13 protein-coding genes are annotated in these 15,799 nt (G+C 68.2%); 7 read left to right on the top strand and 6 right to left on the bottom strand.

Annotation, left to right across the window (positions count from 1 at the left end; genetic code table 11):
- On the top strand, positions 1-1,044 hold a 1,044-nt coding region (locus tag Q0W90_RS16985; RefSeq protein WP_297775342.1), incomplete at its 5' end, for a lysylphosphatidylglycerol synthase transmembrane domain-containing protein.
- Between the two features lie 10 nt (positions 1,045-1,054).
- On the opposite strand, the gene Q0W90_RS16980 is transcribed toward Q0W90_RS16985, so the two are convergent.
- Positions 1,055-3,691, bottom strand: coding sequence for a GH92 family glycosyl hydrolase (locus Q0W90_RS16980; RefSeq protein ID WP_297596586.1), 2,637 nt, complete (start codon positions 3,689-3,691; stop codon positions 1,055-1,057).
- Between the two features lie 198 nt (positions 3,692-3,889).
- Between Q0W90_RS16980 and Q0W90_RS16975 the strand changes: the two genes are divergently transcribed.
- Positions 3,890-4,564: an LpqN/LpqT family lipoprotein gene (locus tag Q0W90_RS16975; protein WP_297698987.1), complete on the top strand. Its 675-nt coding sequence runs from the start codon at positions 3,890-3,892 to the stop codon at positions 4,562-4,564.
- A 39-nt stretch (positions 4,565-4,603) separates the two neighbouring features.
- The gene (locus Q0W90_RS16970; RefSeq protein ID WP_297596590.1) at positions 4,604-5,089 is read left to right on the top strand and encodes a hypothetical protein; all 486 of its coding nucleotides are present in this window, start codon (positions 4,604-4,606) and stop codon (positions 5,087-5,089) included.
- A 5-nt stretch (positions 5,090-5,094) separates the two neighbouring features.
- On the opposite strand, the gene Q0W90_RS16965 is transcribed toward Q0W90_RS16970, so the two are convergent.
- The 3 genes from Q0W90_RS16965 to galT all read right to left on the bottom strand — a co-directional run bounded on the left by Q0W90_RS16965 (position 5,095) and on the right by galT (position 8,181).
- Entirely contained in the window at positions 5,095-5,799 is a 705-nt protein-coding gene (locus tag Q0W90_RS16965) for a PAS and ANTAR domain-containing protein (RefSeq protein ID WP_297775340.1), read from the bottom strand.
- A 199-nt stretch (positions 5,800-5,998) separates the two neighbouring features.
- Entirely contained in the window at positions 5,999-7,090 is a 1,092-nt protein-coding gene (locus tag Q0W90_RS16960) for a galactokinase (protein WP_297775338.1), read from the bottom strand.
- Positions 7,087-8,181 carry a galactose-1-phosphate uridylyltransferase gene (gene galT / locus Q0W90_RS16955; protein ID WP_297698989.1) on the bottom strand — a complete coding sequence of 365 codons (1,095 nt, stop codon included), beginning with the start codon at positions 8,179-8,181 and terminating at the stop codon, positions 7,087-7,089. The genes Q0W90_RS16960 and galT overlap by 4 nt, the downstream gene beginning before the upstream one ends.
- 149 nt (positions 8,182-8,330) lie before the next feature.
- On the opposite strand from galT, the gene Q0W90_RS16950 reads away from it, so the two are divergent.
- The 3 genes from Q0W90_RS16950 (at position 8,331) to Q0W90_RS16940 (ending at position 13,067) form a co-directional block, all read left to right on the top strand.
- Entirely contained in the window at positions 8,331-10,550 is a 2,220-nt protein-coding gene (locus tag Q0W90_RS16950) for an FUSC family protein (protein WP_297775336.1), read from the top strand.
- Between the two features lie 94 nt (positions 10,551-10,644).
- Positions 10,645-11,904, top strand: a complete 1,260-nt coding sequence (locus Q0W90_RS16945; protein WP_297596598.1) for a cytochrome P450 — start codon at positions 10,645-10,647, stop codon at positions 11,902-11,904.
- Complete coding sequence (locus Q0W90_RS16940; RefSeq protein ID WP_297698991.1) at positions 11,901-13,067, top strand: FAD-binding domain; 1,167 nt, start codon at positions 11,901-11,903, stop codon at positions 13,065-13,067. The genes Q0W90_RS16945 and Q0W90_RS16940 overlap by 4 nt, the downstream gene beginning before the upstream one ends.
- On the opposite strand, the gene Q0W90_RS16935 is transcribed toward Q0W90_RS16940, so the two are convergent.
- Positions 13,068-14,438: a cytochrome P450 gene (locus tag Q0W90_RS16935; protein ID WP_297698993.1), complete on the bottom strand. Its 1,371-nt coding sequence runs from the start codon at positions 14,436-14,438 to the stop codon at positions 13,068-13,070.
- Between the two features lie 59 nt (positions 14,439-14,497).
- On the bottom strand, positions 14,498-15,367 hold the full coding sequence (locus Q0W90_RS16930) for an alpha/beta fold hydrolase (RefSeq protein WP_297597635.1): 870 nt from the start codon (positions 15,365-15,367) through the stop codon (positions 14,498-14,500).
- A gap of 79 nt (positions 15,368-15,446) precedes the next feature.
- Between Q0W90_RS16930 and Q0W90_RS16925 the strand changes: the two genes are divergently transcribed.
- Positions 15,447-15,799, top strand: a 353-nt coding sequence (locus Q0W90_RS16925; RefSeq protein ID WP_297775334.1) for an NYN domain-containing protein, incomplete at its 3' end; no start/stop codon positions are given.

Here is a 15,799-nt window from a genome sequence, read left to right as displayed (position 1 = left end):
GTGCCGAAGTTCATTCGGCGATCGGTGCCGGACTCCGGGGCCGTCATCTCCGGCGCGCGCGCGGAGGTGAAGCGTCAAACCGGCGCCGATCAGATCAAGTCCCAGACCATCACCCGGTTCACCCGCAGCCAGTTGATTCAGCTGGTGCTGTTCGGTGCGCTGGTCTATGTCGCATATCCCTTCATCAGCACGGCGCCGACGTTCTTCTCCGAGCTGAGGACGGCGAACTGGTCGTGGGCGCTGCTGGGCTTACTGGTGTCGGCGTTGACCTACGTCGGTGCGGCCGCCGCGTTGTGGGCCTGCGCCGATGGCATGGTGAACTTCTGGACGCTGTCAATCGCGCAGGTGGCCAACACTTTTGCCGCGACCACCACCCCCGCCGGTGTCGGTGGACTGGCGCTGTCCACCCGGTTCTTGCAGAAGAGCGGCTTGTCGGCGATGCGCGCGACCGCGGCGGTGGCGCTGCAGCAGTCGGTACAGGTGATCGCGCATCTCGCACTGCTGATCTTGTTCAGCGCCGCGGCCGGCGCCTCGATGAATCTCTCGCATTTCGTGCCGAGTGCGACATTGCTGTATCTGATCGCGGGTGTGGCGCTGGGCATCATCGGCACCTTCTTGTTCGTGCCCACGCTGCGCAGGTGGCTGTCCACCGAGGTGCGCCCGAAGCTGAACGAGGTCGTCAGCGACCTGGTGAAGCTCGCCCGCGAGCCGCGCCGGCTGGCCCTGATCCTGCTGGGCTGTGTCGGCACCACCCTGGGCGCGGCGCTGGCGCTGTGGGCCAGCATCGAGGCTTTCGGCGGCGGCACGACATTCGTCGCCGTCACCGTGGTCACGATGGTCGGCGGGACGCTGGCGTCGGCCGCCCCGACCCCCGGCGGCGTCGGCGCCGTCGAGGCGGCGCTGATCGGTGGCCTGGCCGCCTTCGGCGTGCCGGCCGCCATCGGTGTGCCGTCGGTGCTGCTGTATCGGATGCTGACCTGCTGGCTACCGGTTTTCGTCGGGTGGCCGGTGATGCGGTGGTTGACCGCCAACGAGATGATCTGACCGATCCCGCTCAGGTGTTGCCCGATTCGGCCTGCGTGACCACGAAAACCGTTGACCTGCGTACAGTTTGGCCGGCCGTGGTGGTCAAATACACGAGGTAGTAGTCCTCGGGCACCGACTGCGCCACCGTGATCGGGATGGCGACGCTGGCCGCTCCGCCGGCGTCGAATTGGCCGGACGCGGGCTTGACGGTGATCCCGGCATCGGAGGACGTACCGGAGACCGTGTAACCGTCGGTGCCGCCGATCATGCGTTGCGCGTCGAGGGTGACCGTGCCCGTCTGCCCGGGCGCGATGGTGACGACGGGTTGGGCAACGTTGGCGGTCAGCGCCGAACTGCCCGCCCCGAACGACGGCGGCGCGTCCGCTTCGGCTGTGCCCCAACGCTTGTCGGGGTAGGCGGCGAGGGAGAACGCCAGCGTACCGCCGGTAGCGATGATCGACTCCGGCAGCGACGTGCGCCCGCTGGCCTGGCCGTCGATCTTCAGGCCGCTGACGTACTTGAGGTGCTGCGGTCCGGACGCGCCCGGGGCGGAGATCCGGATGGACTTGCTATCCGGCAGCGCGATTTCGGCGCGGTCGAAAAGCGGTGCGCCGACGGTCAGGATCGGGGTTCCCGGGGTGGCCGGATACAGGCCCAGCGCCGCCCACACGTACCAGGCGGCCAGCGCGCCCAGGTCGTCGTTGCCCGGCTCCCCGTCGGCCGTCGGCGCGAAGAGCCCGCGCACCCGGTCGACCGTGCGCTGCGTCTTCCACGGTTGACCGATGTAGTTGTAGAGCCACGGCACACCGAAGCTCGGCTCGTTGCCGGCCCACAGATAGGGGCGGTTGGGGCCGACGTTGAGCTTCTCGGTGAAGCGGTCGAGCCGCTCGGCCACGGCCCCGCGGCCGCCCAGAGCGGTCACCAGGCCCGCGACATTGTGCGGCACCGACCACACGTACTGGTCGGCGTTGCCCTCGTCGTACCCGACCTGGCCGAAGTTCTCCGGTGCCACGACGAACGCGGGGCCGGGGCGGAAGAATCCGCTCCAGCTGCGGGGCACCACGGATCGGGTGGTCGGATTGAACAGGTTCTGCCAGTACTGCGCTCGATTTCCGAATTCGGCGGCGGTCGCCCCGTCGCCGAGCGAGTCGGCGAATCTGGAGATGGTGAAGTCGTCGATCGACCACTCGAGCGTGATCGACGCGTTGGCGATCCAGCCGTTGCGGCCGAACTCCAAGGTGAACGGGGCGTAACCGAGCCGCAGGTAGGTGGCGATGCCGGGCCGCTCCACGTATCCGGCCAGCCCCACCCCACCTTTGGTGGCCCCGTCGACCATGTAGCGCAGCGCGGCATGCACGTCGAAGTCCTTGGCTCCGAAGGTGTTCAGGTTGACGATCAGCGGCACGACGCTGTCCCCCGTCATCTCGCCGGTCGCGGCGTTCGCGAACGCCCAGCGCGGCAGCGAACCGCTTTGATCGGCGTCGTTCACCAGGGACTGGGCCATGTCGCTGGCCCGCTCCGGGAACAGCAACGCCTGCAGCGCCGCCAGGCACCGGTAGGTATCCCAGTCGGAGAAGTTGGCGTACTGCGTGTGGCCCGCGGCCACGGTGTGGATGCCGCCGTCGAACCCGACGTAGCGCCCGTCGGCGTCGTTGAAGGTGTTGGGGTGCAGCAGGGTTCGGTACAGCGAGGTGTAGAAGGTCGTCAGGTCGTCGGCGTCCCTGCCGGCCACCGTTATCCGGGACAGGGCGGCGTTCCATTCCCTCGATGCGGCGGCGCGAACGTCGTCGAAGCTCGCCGCGCCCTCGGCCGCCAGGTTCGCCCGCGCGCCCTCGATCCCGACGTAGGAGATCGCGGTCCGCACCTCGAGCACCGAACCGGCCGGAAACTCCACGTAGCCACCGCTGTACGGCGCATTCGCGGCGCGGGCCCCGGCGTACACCGTCTGGCCATCCCAGGATCCGTACGCGGTGAAGGGCCGGCTGAACTTCATGGCGAAATACACCGTGTAGGCGTTCGGCTTGTCGCAGAACCCACCGCTGGTGGCCCAGCCGGTGATCGTGGTGTCGTCCTGCCCGATCTCGATGGTCGCGCGGGAGTTGCCCGCCAGCGACGAACCCGAGCGCACCTGCAGCCGGGCGGTCCGGCCGTTGTCCGGGTAGCTGAATCGCCCGACACCCGTGTGCGCGGTGGCGGTCAGCTCCGCCTTCACCCCGGTGCCGGGGAACCGCACCGTGTAATAGCCGGGCTCACCCTGCTCGGTGTCGTCGTGGGCGATCTTTTCCCACGCGTTCCAGGGTTGCAGGCCGATCCCGCTGGTGGTCGGCAGCATCGAGATGTCGCCGAACGCAGCGCATCCCACCGACGCGTGGGTCATGCTGAACCCGCTCGCGCGGGGGTTGTCGTAGTTATAGCCGGCGTAGTTGCCGACCGTGTCCGGCGAGTACTGCACCATCCCGAACGGCACGGTGGCGCCGGGGAAGTTGTTGATCTCTCCCACCGTCTCACCGCCCGTGCCGGTGCCGATGAGCGTCGCAACGTGATCGACCGGATTGGCCACGAACACGGGCGGGCCGTCATACCCCTTCGGCGGGGCCGCGGCGATGAAGGTCAGGAAGACGGCTGACGCCGCGATGACCGCAATCAATGCCCTTCGTGACCGCATACCTGTCTCTTACTGGACAACGACCGTAAAGCGCCGCATTGCGGTGGCGTTTTCGCCCATGAATTGAATAGCGACTGCAGGCAGCCAAGTGGCCAGCAAAAGACCCAAGAAATACCGGCAAACTTGCACGCCATTTCGGCTACTGTCATTCAGCGTGGCTGGCGCTGGTATCGGCCCAATTTTCGGGAGCCTGGATTAATGAAACATTTGACTCTAGCAACCATTTGCGTGGCGCTGAGTTTGGCGCTTGTCGGTTGCGGCCACGACCAGAAATCCGGTGACAAAACATCCACATCGACCCCGACGTCGACGACCTCGGCGTCAACCTCGTCGCAAACCAGCACGGCGCCGGCGGCGAAGGCCAAGTACACCATCGCCGACTACGTCAAGGACAACCACATCTCCGAGACGCCAATCCACCACGGCGATCCCGGCCCGAACGTCGACCTGCCGGTGCCCCCGGGCTGGCAGCTCAACCAGGGCTCGGGCGCCTCCTATGGCGCCATCGTGCAAACGCACCCCGCCAATCCCGCCGATCCGCCCACCGTCTCGGCGCTGTTCTCCAAGCTCACCGGCGACGTCGACCCCGCGAAGGTCATCGAATACGCCCCGGGCGAGGTGCAGAATCTGCCCGGGTACGAGGGCGGCGGTGATGGTTCCGCGTCCACGCTCGCCGGTTTCCAGGCCTGGCAGCTGGGCGGCACCTACCGAAGGGGCGGCAAAACCCGTGTCATCGCGCAGAAAACGGTGGTGATCCCCAGCCAGGGGGCGGTCTATGTGCTCCAGCTCAACGCCGATGGCCTGGAGAGCGATCAGGGCCCGCTGATGGACGCGACCAGCGTCATCGACGAAAAGACCACCATCACCGGATGAAAGGTTCACCGCAGCGCCGGATGGCTCTACGGTGAACGCATGACGGAGCAGCCGTATGCGGTCGATACCGGGCATCCACCATCGGCGCTCTTGCGCCTCGTCAACCCGGTGATGGGGTTTCTGCTGCGCAGTCCGTTCGCCGGCGCCGCGCGCAAGCAATTCATGGTGTTGAGTTTCACCGGGCGCAAGACGGGGCGTCCGTATTCAATTCCGTTGAGCGCACACCTGATTGACGATCAGCTTTACGCGCTGACCGGTGCGCCATGGAAGCAGAACTTCCGCGACGGCGGCGCCGCCCAAGTCGTGTACGACGGCAAGACGACGGCGATGCGCGGCGAGCTCATCCGCGACCGGGCCGTCGTTTCGGATCTCTTGTCGCGCGCCGCCGAGTCCTATGGCGTGGCGCGCGCACAGCGCATGATCGGATTGAAGTTCCGCGATCACCGCATACCGACACGCGACGAGTTCGCCGAGGCGGTCGACCGGCTCCACCTGGGGGCGGTGCGATTGAGTGCGGCCGAATAGCGCGCTCAGCCGCTCCCGCCGTCCGGGTGACCACCGCCGCTGGGCGCGTGCAGCTGCACGAGGGCACGCAGGCGCTGGTCGAATCGCGACCGCGCGGTGATCACTTCCTTGCCCAGCGCCGAGAAGTCTTCGGCGATGCGCCGGGCGAGCAGCCCGACCTTGATGTTTCCCGATTGGGACAGCATTTTGAGCATGGTGAACGCGGCGTCCTCGTCGATGCCGTAAACCAGCATCAGCATCCCTTTGGTGCGGTCGATCACGCCGCGACGCCCGGCGATCTCGGAGACCTTGGCGGTGATGGATTCCTCGCGGCTGTGGGTGGGTGCCGGTATGACTTCGATGTAGAAGCCGTGGGTCCCGATGACCTCGTCGTTGTCGTCGCAGAATCGATCGCCCACCACGATGACGTGGTGGATGAGGCCGTCGGTGTCCACGATGCGATGCCGCGTGCTGAACGCCTGACGACGCCTGATCATGTCGTTGATGCCGTCCGCGACCTTAGGGCGGTCGGCCGGATGTTTGTGCGACAGCACCAGCTCGGTGGTCGGTGTCACGGTCCCGGGTTGGTAACCGTGCATGCGCTGGACCTGGTCGGACCACACCCAGCGCTGTCCCTCGAAGTAGAAACGGAACCAGCCCACGCACAGCGGTATGGCGCCGGCCAGATCCCGCTCGATCGTCGCGGCCAGGCCGTCTAGTTTCCAGGACACGGCGAACGTTTCGCGTCGAGGGCAATCGGGCTGGCGGCGCAGGGCATTCGCGACCTCAGGTGGACCGCTGCTGCCCGTACAGGAAAACTGGGACTGCGCATGCAGGAGAGAGCTACCCCCATCGGCGTGAGGTTACAGTTTCTGACCGGTGGTCACCGCGGAATCAACAAAATTGCCGGACGAGTAAGTTTGGGCTCGCTCACCCGCACGGGCCCGCGCCCGCGGCTGCGCGGGTCCGGGTGACGAGGGGTTGCTCGAAACCGGCATCGGCCACGGCCCGCCGCACGGCCTCGCCGACCAGTCCCGTGCGCTCGACCGGCACCAGCGCGATCACACAGCCGCCGAATCCACCGCCGGTCATCCGCGCCCCGAGCGCACCCGCCCGCACCGCGGTGTCCGCGATCAGGTCGATGCGTTCGGTGGTGATCTCGAAGTCCTCACGCATGGAGGCGTGCGACGCGGTGAAAATCCGACCTGCTTCGGAATAGTCCGAATCACCTAGCGCCGCAACATAATCGATGACCCGCTGGTTTTCGGTGAGCACGTGGCGGGCGCGACGGGCGTCGACCGGGTCCCGCACGGCGGCCAAGTCGGCGGGCCCGCGATCGCCCACCTCACGCAGTGACGACGCCGCCAGATCGGCGGCCGCCCGCTCGCAGGACAGGCGCCTGGCCGCGTAGTCACCGCCGGCATGACTGTGGCGCTCCCGGGAGTCGATCAGCAGCAGGGCAACGCCGGCGCCGTCCGGGTCGAAAGCCACCGGCGTGACGGCCAGATCGGAGAAGTCGATCAGCACCGCGGTCGCGGGCCGGCCGAACAGCGAGGCGAGCTGGTCGAGCAAACCCGTTGGCGCACCGACATACTCGTTTTCGGCCCGCTGTGCGAGCCGTGCCCGCTCTCTGGGGTCGATGCGCACACCGGCGGCCGATACGATCGCGCCCAGCGCCGCGCATTCCAGCGCCGCCGACGACGACAGGCCCGAGCCCATTTCCACCTCGCTGGTGATCGACATCGCGCCGCCGGGCACCGGGTGGCCACCTCCGCGCAGCGCCCACATCACCCCGGCCACATAGGCCGCCCAGCCGGTCACCTCCCCCGGAGCGGTGCCGAGCGGAATGCGCACCGGGGCGTCCGCGCGATCGCTGACCACGGTGATCGCATCGTCGTGGGCCGGCGCGAAAGTCGCCACCGTGCGCTGCGGCAATGCGATCGGCAGCGAGAAACCCAGGTTGTAGTCGGTGTGCTCGCCGATCAGGTTGATCCGCCCCGGCGCGGCGTAGCACACCGTCACTGCAGTTCTCGCAACCGCTGGGCCACGCTTTCGGGGGTGACGTCGCCGATGAAGGCGTCCATCGCCGATTCGGAGGCCGCCAGGTACTTGAGCTTGGTGGCGCTGCGCCGGATGGACATCAATTCGATGTGAAAGTATCCCTCCGCCTGAGCTCCGGTGCCGGAATACTGGTGCACCGCCGAAATGTAGGGCAGCGGTGCGGAATACATCCGGTCGAAACGCTTCAGCACGTCGAGATAGACAGCTACGAACCCATCCACTTCGTCCTCGTCGAGGCCTATCACGTTGGGCACGAACCTGTTCGGATAGATGTGCACCTCGACCGGCCAGCGCGCTGCGAACGGCACGAACGCGGTGAACAAGTCATTACGCGCGACGATGCGACTGCCGTCGGCGACCTCGTGGGCCAGCAGATCACCGAACAGGTTGTCGCCATGGCGCTTTCGGTGTGTGCGAGCCTGTTCCAGCATGGCGGCCGTGCGCGGCGTCAGATAGGGATAGCCGTAGATCTGACCGTGTGGATGGGTCAGCGTGACCCCGATTTCCTCGCCGCGGTTCTCGAAGCAGAACACCTGCTCGATGCCCGGTGTGTCCAGCAGGTCGGCCGTGCGGTGCCGCCATGCCTCGACCACCAGCCGCGCGTGCGGCGGCGTCAACTCGGCGAAGGATCCGGTGTGGTCGGCCGAAAAACAGATCACCTCGCAGCGGCCATCCGCCGGGGCGGACACGAAGCCGTCGACGTCGCCGGGGTCGGGGAGCGGCGCCGCGGCGCCGGACAGGCTGGGAAAGCGGTTCTCGAAGACGACCACGTCGTAGTCCGGGGCGGGTACCTCACTGGTCAGCCCGGTCGGGCCCGGACACAGCGGGCACGCCTCCGGCGGTGGCTTGTAGGTGCGGTCCTGGCGCAGCGCCGCGATGATCACCCACTGCCCGGTAGTCCGGTCGAACCGCAATTGCGACTGCGCAGTGGAATCAGTAGCACGCGCCGGCAGCGGCCGGCGATCCTCGACCGGCGCGGGACGATGCCCGGGCAGCGAGAAGAACAGCAGGTCACGACCGTCAGACAGCTTCGCGCGCGTCGGCGGAGTCACGATGTCGAAGACTAGCTTGGTCAGGTATGTCCCGGCAGCGAGCAGACACAGAACCGCACGCAAGTCGGCCTGAGAGCGCGATTCCGCGTCTGCTCGCGGAGACGAGGGGGTCCCCGATCACCGCTGGCTACGACCGCGCCCGCAACTGGGTGATCGGCTCCGATCCTGGCTTGCTGCGGCTGCGGATGGCGACCCGGACGACGGCCGCGCTGGGTCTCTCACTGGTGGTCCTCTTCGTCCTGACCAGGGCGACGGGACAACCCCTGACGGTCGCGCTGCTGGGCGTCGTCATCACCATGGTCGCGTCGCGATCCGTCAACGAGCCCAACCCCCGCCGGCAACGAATCACCATGGCGCTGTTGCCCGTCCCCGCCGCGGTGGCCATCACCGCCGCCGCGCTGCTGGCGCCGCAGGTGGTGGCCAGCGATGCCGTCTTCGTGGTGATCGTGTTCACCGCCGCCTACATCCGCCGCTTCGGGGCGCGCGGCAGGGCGCTGGGGATGGTCGCGTTCATGTCGTACTTCTTCACCCTGTATCTGCGGGCCCGAGTCTCGGAGCTGCCCTGGATGATCGGCGCGGTCGCGGTGGGCGCGGTGTGCACCTACGTGATGACCACCTACGTGCTGCCCGACCGGCCCGAGCGGGTGCTGCGCGCCACCATCCGGGCGCTGCGGGCGCGGATGGCGATCGTCGTCGACACCACCGCCGAAGCGGTGCGGACGGGCCGCCTCGACGAACGGCGGCGGCGCCGCATGCGGGCGCGCACCGTCCGGCTCAACGAGACCGCCCTGCAGGTGCAAAGCCAGATCGAGGACAATGCCGATCCGGGCGCGCTGTGGCCCGGCGTCACCGCCGAGCAGCTGGCGCCGTGGCTGCTGGACGCCGAGCTGGCCATCGAATGGGTCGCCACCGCCGGCCGCCGTGCCGCCGCCGTGGCGGGCGAGACCCCGGAAGCCATCCCCGCCCCCACTCGGGTCGCCCTCGTGGACGCGCTGTCCCAGCTGGCGCGGGCGATCCGCCTGCCCGAACCCGAAGGGCTGCGCCGCGCCGCCGGCCACGCGCAACGGCTGCTGGACGAGCAGCGCGGCACCGCGGGAGCCCCGGCGGCCGATGAGGACCCGGGCGGCACCGCCGTCCGCCGCCTCGCCCTGGCGATCATCAACGCCGCGGGAGCAACGTCCGACGTGCGGGCGATCGTCGACCGAATGTCCACCGGCGCCCCCCTCGATGACGCCGACGGCGAGCGCCCACCGACGGCCGAGCGCGCCGCGCCGGAGGAGACGGCCGAAGAGGACCACCCCGGCGGGCTGCTGCCGACCACCCGGCAAGCGATCCAGGTGTCCGTCGCCGCATCGCTGGCCATCATCGCCGGGGAGTTGGTCTCGCCGGCCCGCTGGTATTGGGCGGTGATCGCCGCGTTCGTCATTTTCGCCGGCACCAACTCCTGGGGCGAAACCCTGACCAAGGGCTGGCAGCGCCTGCTCGGCACCCTGCTCGGCGTCCCCGCCGGCGTGCTGGTGGCCACGCTGCTGACCGGCCACCAAGCGGCCGCGCTGGCCGGAATCTTCGCGTGCCTGTTCTGCGCCTTCTACTTCATGACGGTCACCTACAGCCTGATGACCTTCTGGATCACCACGATGCTGGCGCTGCTGTACGGCCTGCTCGGCCAGTTCTCCTTCGGCGTGCTGATGCTGCGGATCGAAGAGACCGCGATCGGTGCCGTCATCGGAGCGACCGTGGCCATCGTGGTGTTGCCGACGAACACCCGAACCGCGATCCGCACCGACACCCGCGCCTTCCTGACGAGCCTGTCTGAGCTGATCGAGGTCTGCACCGCGACCATGTTCGGTGAGGACGAGGGCGCCAGCCCGTCCGAATTGGCGCGCCGGGTCGATCGGGATCTGCAGCAGTTCCGGGTCACCGCCAAGCCACACCTGGCGGGCGTCGCCGGGCTCGCGGGCCGACGCAGCATCCGCCGCGCCCTGCGGATTTTCACCGCGTGCGACCAGTACGGCCGCAGCCTGGCGCGCAGCAGCGAGCAGTATCAGGACCCGGTCGGTTCACCGCCGCTCGCCCAGGCCTTTTCGGCGGCCGCCGCCCAGACGCGACGCAACATCGAGGCGTTGCAGGAGGCCATCGATGGTGGTCACGCACCGACCCTGGTCTCGGCGGCCGACGAGCTCGACGCCGCCGAAACCCTGGCCCGGCAACGCGACGGCGACGGTCAGGGCGGCGAATCACGGCCCGACACCCGGCGATTCCTCACCGCGGTGCACGCCCTTCGCCAGATCGAGCGGGCCGTCATCACCGCCGCCACCAATCTCGGTGGACGCGAACGCGTCCAGACGGCCGGCCCCGCCCCGCGCTGACGCGCGGCGCACCGCTTTGCTACCGATCGCGCACGCACGCGGCTACCATCTTGCTGACCGCCCCGGTCCGTAGCCACAGCCGAGGAGCAATCCCATGGCCACACCGAACCTTCCGCCGGGCTTTGATTTCACCGATCCCGACATCTATGCCCACCGGTTGCCGGTGCGGGAGTTCGCCGAACTGCGCGCCACCGAACCGGTCTGGTGGAACGAGCAGGCGCCGGGGCAGGGCGGGTTCGGTGACGGCGGCTACTGGGTGGTGACCAAGCACCGCGACATTCGCGACGTCTCGCTGCGCAGCGACGTGTTCTCGTCGGCCGCGAAGTCGATCGTCCCGCGTTACCGGGAAGACTTGGCGGCCGGGCAGATTGAGGCGGGCCGGGCGTCGATGATCATGATGGACGATCCCGAGCACAGCCGGTTGCGCAAGATCGTCTCGCGGGCCTTCACGCCGCGTGCGGTCGAGCGGCTGCGGGCCGAACTTTCCGAGCGCGCGCGGCGCATCGTGACCGACGCGGCGGCCGCGGGGTCGGGCGACTTCGTCCGTCAGGTGGCCTGCGAGTTGCCGCTGCAGGCCATCTCCGCGCTGCTCGGGGTTCCGCACGAGGACTACGACAAGCTGTTCGACTGGACGAACAACATGATCGGCAGCGACGACCCGGAGTTCGCCGGCAACGACGCGCTGACTTCGGCGGGCGAATTGATGTGGTACGCCATGCAATTGGCGGCCCGCAAGGCCGAGGAGCCCGGCCCAGAAAATCCGGACATTGTCACCACGCTGATCCAGGCCGACGCCGACGGCCAGCGTCTGTCGGAGGCGGAGTTCGGCATGTTCGTGGTCACGCTGGCCGTCGCCGGAAACGAGACGACTCGCAACTCGATCACGCAGGGAATGATGGCCTTCACCGACTATCCGGACCAGTGGGAGTTGTTCAAGGCGCAGCGACCCAAGACCGCGGCCGACGAGATAATCCGTTGGGCCACACCGATCACGGCGTTCCAGCGCACCGCGTGCCGGGACACCGATCTCGGTGGCGCGACCATCGAGAAGGGACAGCGGGTAGTGCTGTTCTACCGCTCGGCCAACTTCGACGAAGAGGTCTTCGACGACCCGTTCACCTTCGACATCTTGCGCAGCCCCAACCCGCACGTCGGTTTCGGTGGCACCGGGGCGCACTACTGCATCGGCGCCAACCTGGCCCGCATGACGATCGACCTGATGTTCAATGCGCTCGCCGATCACCTGCCCGACCTGACCCCGGTGGGGGACCCGCAGCGGCTGCGGTCGTCGTTCATCAACGGCATCAAGCACTGGCAGGTCGACTATCGAGGCAGCCGCCCCGTCGCGTCATGAGAATCGCCATCAGCGGTGCCGGTGTGGCCGGGGCGGCACTCGCCCACTGGCTGCATCGCACCGGCCACACGCCGACGCTGATCGAGCAGGCGCCGCAATTCCGCACCGGCGGCTACATGATCGACTTCTGGGGAGTCGGCTACCAGGTGACCCAGCGCATGGGCATCGAGGAGCCGATCCGGGCCGCCGGATACGAGATGGAACGGCTTCGTTCGGTCGGCTCGCGCGGCGAGGTCAAGGCGGACGTGGACGTGAACGCCTTTCGCCGGCTCCTGGGCACCGACTTCACCAGCCTGCCGCGCGGCGATCTGGCCGCCGCGATCTACGCCACCATCGAGGACAAGGTCGAAACGGTCTTCGGCGATAGCGTCGCCGCCGTCGACGAGGACGAGGACGGTGTCCGGCTCACCCTCGACAGCGGGGGCGCGCGCGAATTCGACCTGGTGATCGGCGCCGACGGACTGCATTCCAACGTGCGCCGTCTGGTCTTCGGCCCGGAGGAACGATTCGAGCGTTACCTGGGCTGCAAGGTTGCAGCCTGCGTGGTCGACGGTTACCGGCCGCGCGACGAACTGGCCTACGTCACCTATGCGGTACCCGGGCGCCAATTGGCGCGCTTCGCGCTGCGCGGCGACCGCACCACGTTCTTGTTCATCTTCCGCGCCGAACACGGTGACGCCGGCGTGCCACCGAAAGCGCAGCTGCGCAACACGTTCGGTGACTGCGGCTGGGAAGCCAACGACATGCTGGCCGCGCTTGACGATGTCGATGACCTCTACTTCGACGTCGTCAGCCAAATCCACATGAACCGCTGGTCGCGGGGTCGGGTGCTGCTGGTCGGCGATGCGGCCGGCTGCATTTCGCTGCTGGGCGGTGAGGGCACCGGCCTGGCCATCACCGAGGCCTACGTGCTGGCCGGTGAACTCGCGCGCGCCGGGGGCGACCAGCAGCGCGCGTTCGATGCCTACGAGGCGCGCCTGCGTCCCTTCATCGAAGGCAAGCAGGCCGGTGCGGCACGGTTTATCGGGTTCTTCGCCACCCGGACCCGATTCGGGCTGTGGTTGCGCGGCATGGCGATGCGCACCATGAATTTCGGCCCCATGACACGGCTTCTCGCGGGCGACGTGCGCGACGATTTCGAGCTGCCGGACTACCGCATATAACTACCGAGACGACGCCTGCGTGGCCGCTGGCAGCGCGGCGGGGATCACTCTGATCGCCCGCACCCGAATGCGAGCGCCGCGATGCGGCACCAGGACGACGAATTTCAGCTTCTGTCGCTCGTCGGCGGCGGAGGTGACGCTCAGCTCGGCCCGACGCAGGATCTCGCGCAGCACCACGCGCAGCTCGACCGTGGCGAAACCCGCGCCCAGGCAGCGCCGGTTGCCGCCGCCGAACGGGAACCAGGTCGTCGGGCTGAGCGTGGTGCCCAGCATGCGGTCCGGGTCGAATCGGTGCGGGTCCGAGTACACCGCGGCGCTCGTGTGCACCAGCCCTATTCCGGGTGCCACCGTCACCCCGGCCGGCAGCCGGTATCCGGCGACGTCGGCCGGTTCGGTGAGCACCCGCCCCACGTCGAAGACCACCGGGCGGATCCGCAACGTCTCCTTCGCCAGCGCGTCGAGATATTCGTCGCCGGCCGGATCGCCCGCGGCGCTGGCCTCGGCGGCGGCCACGGCCTTGGCCAGTACGGCCGGGTGGCGGGTCAACCGCTCCAGCGCCCAGGACAACCCGTTAGCGGTGGTGTCGTGCCCGGCCACCAGCAGCGTCATCAGCTGATCCCGCAGCTCACGGTCGGACATCGCCTGCCCGTCGATGTCGGCGCGTACCAGCATGGCCAGCACGTCGGTGCGGTGGGCCACATGTGGGTCCGCGCGGCGCTCGGCGATCTCGGCGTACAGCAGACGGTCGGCTTCGGCGATTCGCCGACGCAGCCGCCGCCACGGGAGATAGCGCTGCAGGTCCGGCTTCGCCAGTGCCAGCGTCGCCCACGGGCCGACGGTGAGCAGCCTCGGCATGATCGCACGCAGCGCGGCGAGCCGGGCCGGGTCCGTGGCGCCGATGACCGTCCGCAGGATCACCTCGAGGGTGATTTCCGACATCTTGGGCGCGGCCGCGAAGCTCGTGCCCACCGGCCACCCCGCGATCTTCTCCGCCGCGATCTCGGCCATGAGTCCGGCTTGGCGTGCGACGGCGTCGCGATGGAATGGCGGAAGCATCAGCCGGCGCCGATCCCGGTGGACGTCTTCGTCGATCACCAGAAGGGAGCTATCGCCGAGCAAGCCGCCCAGAATCGAATTGGCCTCGCCGGCGTGGAAGACGCGGGGGTCGCCGGCGAATACCGTCTTGATGTCGGCCGGGTCAGCCAGATACACGAGCGTCCCGATCGAGGCGACCCGCAGGGTGAACACGCTGCCGTACCGACGCCGGCAGGCGGCGACGAAGTGCGACCCGCGGTGGAGCATCAACGCGGCCTGTATCGCCCGGGGCAGCCGGGGCCCCGGCGGAAAGGTGGCACGCGCGGCGTTGCGCATCGCCACAATTTTACGACCGGCTCGCGCATAAAGCAGGTTTGCTTCGCCGGGCACCTGAATCACAAGGGCAGCGGGGTGGTCTCCGCATCGCGGCGCTCGGTGGCGATGAAGTCCTCGATCAGCTCCACCACCTGGTTCGGCGCTTCCACCTGCGCGAAATGACCTACGTCGGGCAGGATTTCGAGCCTCGCGTCGGTACGAGCCTCGTGCGCGGCGTAGGCGTGGCCGACGGGGATGATGCCGTCGCGCTCTCCCCAGATCGCCATGACCGGCAAGTCCTCACGTAGCGAGAGTCTGTTGAGCGCGCTGACCGCCTGTCCCCGGTAGTCGACTACCGACCTGAGCGTCCGCAGGAAAGACTGCCGCGTCTCACCATCGGACAACGACGAGTAGGCGCTCCACAGCTCGGCCCCGCGCGGCGACTGAATGCCAGCGCTTCTCAACCAGGACCTGAGCTTGTTGCCGGCGGACAGCACGGGTGTCGGCGCGATGATCGGCAGCACCAGTTCCGCTCCGGGGGCCGCAAGCAGCCGCAGCACCCATCCCACATCGGGACCGAGCCCGCCGCTGCTGATCAGGATCAACCGCTTGGCGTAGTCGGGGTGCTGATAGACGAATTGCATCGCGACCCCACCGCCGAGCGAGTGACCGACCACGGTCGCCTGGCCGACGCCGACTTGGTCGAGGAAATCCCGCAGCCACACGGCGAACGCGCCCAGCGAGTAGTCGGTGCGGGGCTTCGCCGACTCGCCGTGACCGAGCAGGTCGGGCGCGATGACCCGGAACCTCTTCGACAACGCCGGTATGACCGACCGCCAGGTGCCCGAACTGCCTGCCATGCCGTGGATGAGCAGCAGCACCTCGCCGTCACCCTCGTCGCGGTAGGCGATGCGATCGCCATGTAGCTCGAGAAATTTCATGTCACTCATGGGGGCTGTGTACCCGCTTTGGTCCTGCTCACGACCGGGGTCGGGGCAAATGCCCGCCGAGTGAGCAATGATCTAGTGCATGACCGAACCGGTTGCGGCCCGCGTGGCCGTCTACCTCGACTTCGACAACATCGTGATCTCCCGCTACGACCAGATTCACGGGCGAAACTCGTTTCAGAAGGACAAAGCCAAGGGCCTCGAGCAGTATTCCGAGCACCTGGCCCGGGCGACGGTCGACGTCGGCGCGATCCTCGACTTCGCGTCGTCGTTCGGGACCTTGGTCCTCACCCGCGCCTACGCGGACTGGTCGGCGGACATCAACGCCGGGTACCGCGGACAGTTGGTGGCCCGCGCGGTCGACCTGGTGCAGTTGTTCCCCGCGGCGGCCTACGGCAAGAACGGCGCCGACATCCGGTTGGCCGTCGACGCGGT

This window comes from Mycobacterium sp. (assembly GCF_025933915.1).
GTDB lineage: Bacteria > Actinomycetota > Actinomycetes > Mycobacteriales > Mycobacteriaceae > Mycobacterium.
The sequence above is the reverse complement of the archived record's forward strand: the minus strand, read 5'-3'. Positions and strand labels throughout refer to the sequence as shown.

What these genes read in the sequence shown, in the direction of transcription:
- Q0W90_RS16945 (WP_297596598.1), top strand. Translation starts at nt 10,645, where the DNA reads ATGGCCACACCGAACCTTCCGCCGGGCTTTGATTTCACCGATCCCGAC.
- Q0W90_RS16975 (WP_297698987.1), top strand. Translation starts at nt 3,890, where the DNA reads ATGAAACATTTGACTCTAGCAACCATTTGCGTGGCGCTGAGTTTGGCG.
- Q0W90_RS16980 (WP_297596586.1), bottom strand. Translation starts at nt 3,691, where the DNA reads ATGCGGTCACGAAGGGCATTGATTGCGGTCATCGCGGCGTCAGCCGTC.
- Q0W90_RS16930 (WP_297597635.1), bottom strand. Translation starts at nt 15,367, where the DNA reads ATGAGTGACATGAAATTTCTCGAGCTACATGGCGATCGCATCGCCTAC.
- Q0W90_RS16940 (WP_297698991.1), top strand. Translation starts at nt 11,901, where the DNA reads ATGAGAATCGCCATCAGCGGTGCCGGTGTGGCCGGGGCGGCACTCGCC.
- Q0W90_RS16970 (WP_297596590.1), top strand. Translation starts at nt 4,604, where the DNA reads ATGACGGAGCAGCCGTATGCGGTCGATACCGGGCATCCACCATCGGCG.
- Q0W90_RS16935 (WP_297698993.1), bottom strand. Translation starts at nt 14,438, where the DNA reads ATGCGCAACGCCGCGCGTGCCACCTTTCCGCCGGGGCCCCGGCTGCCC.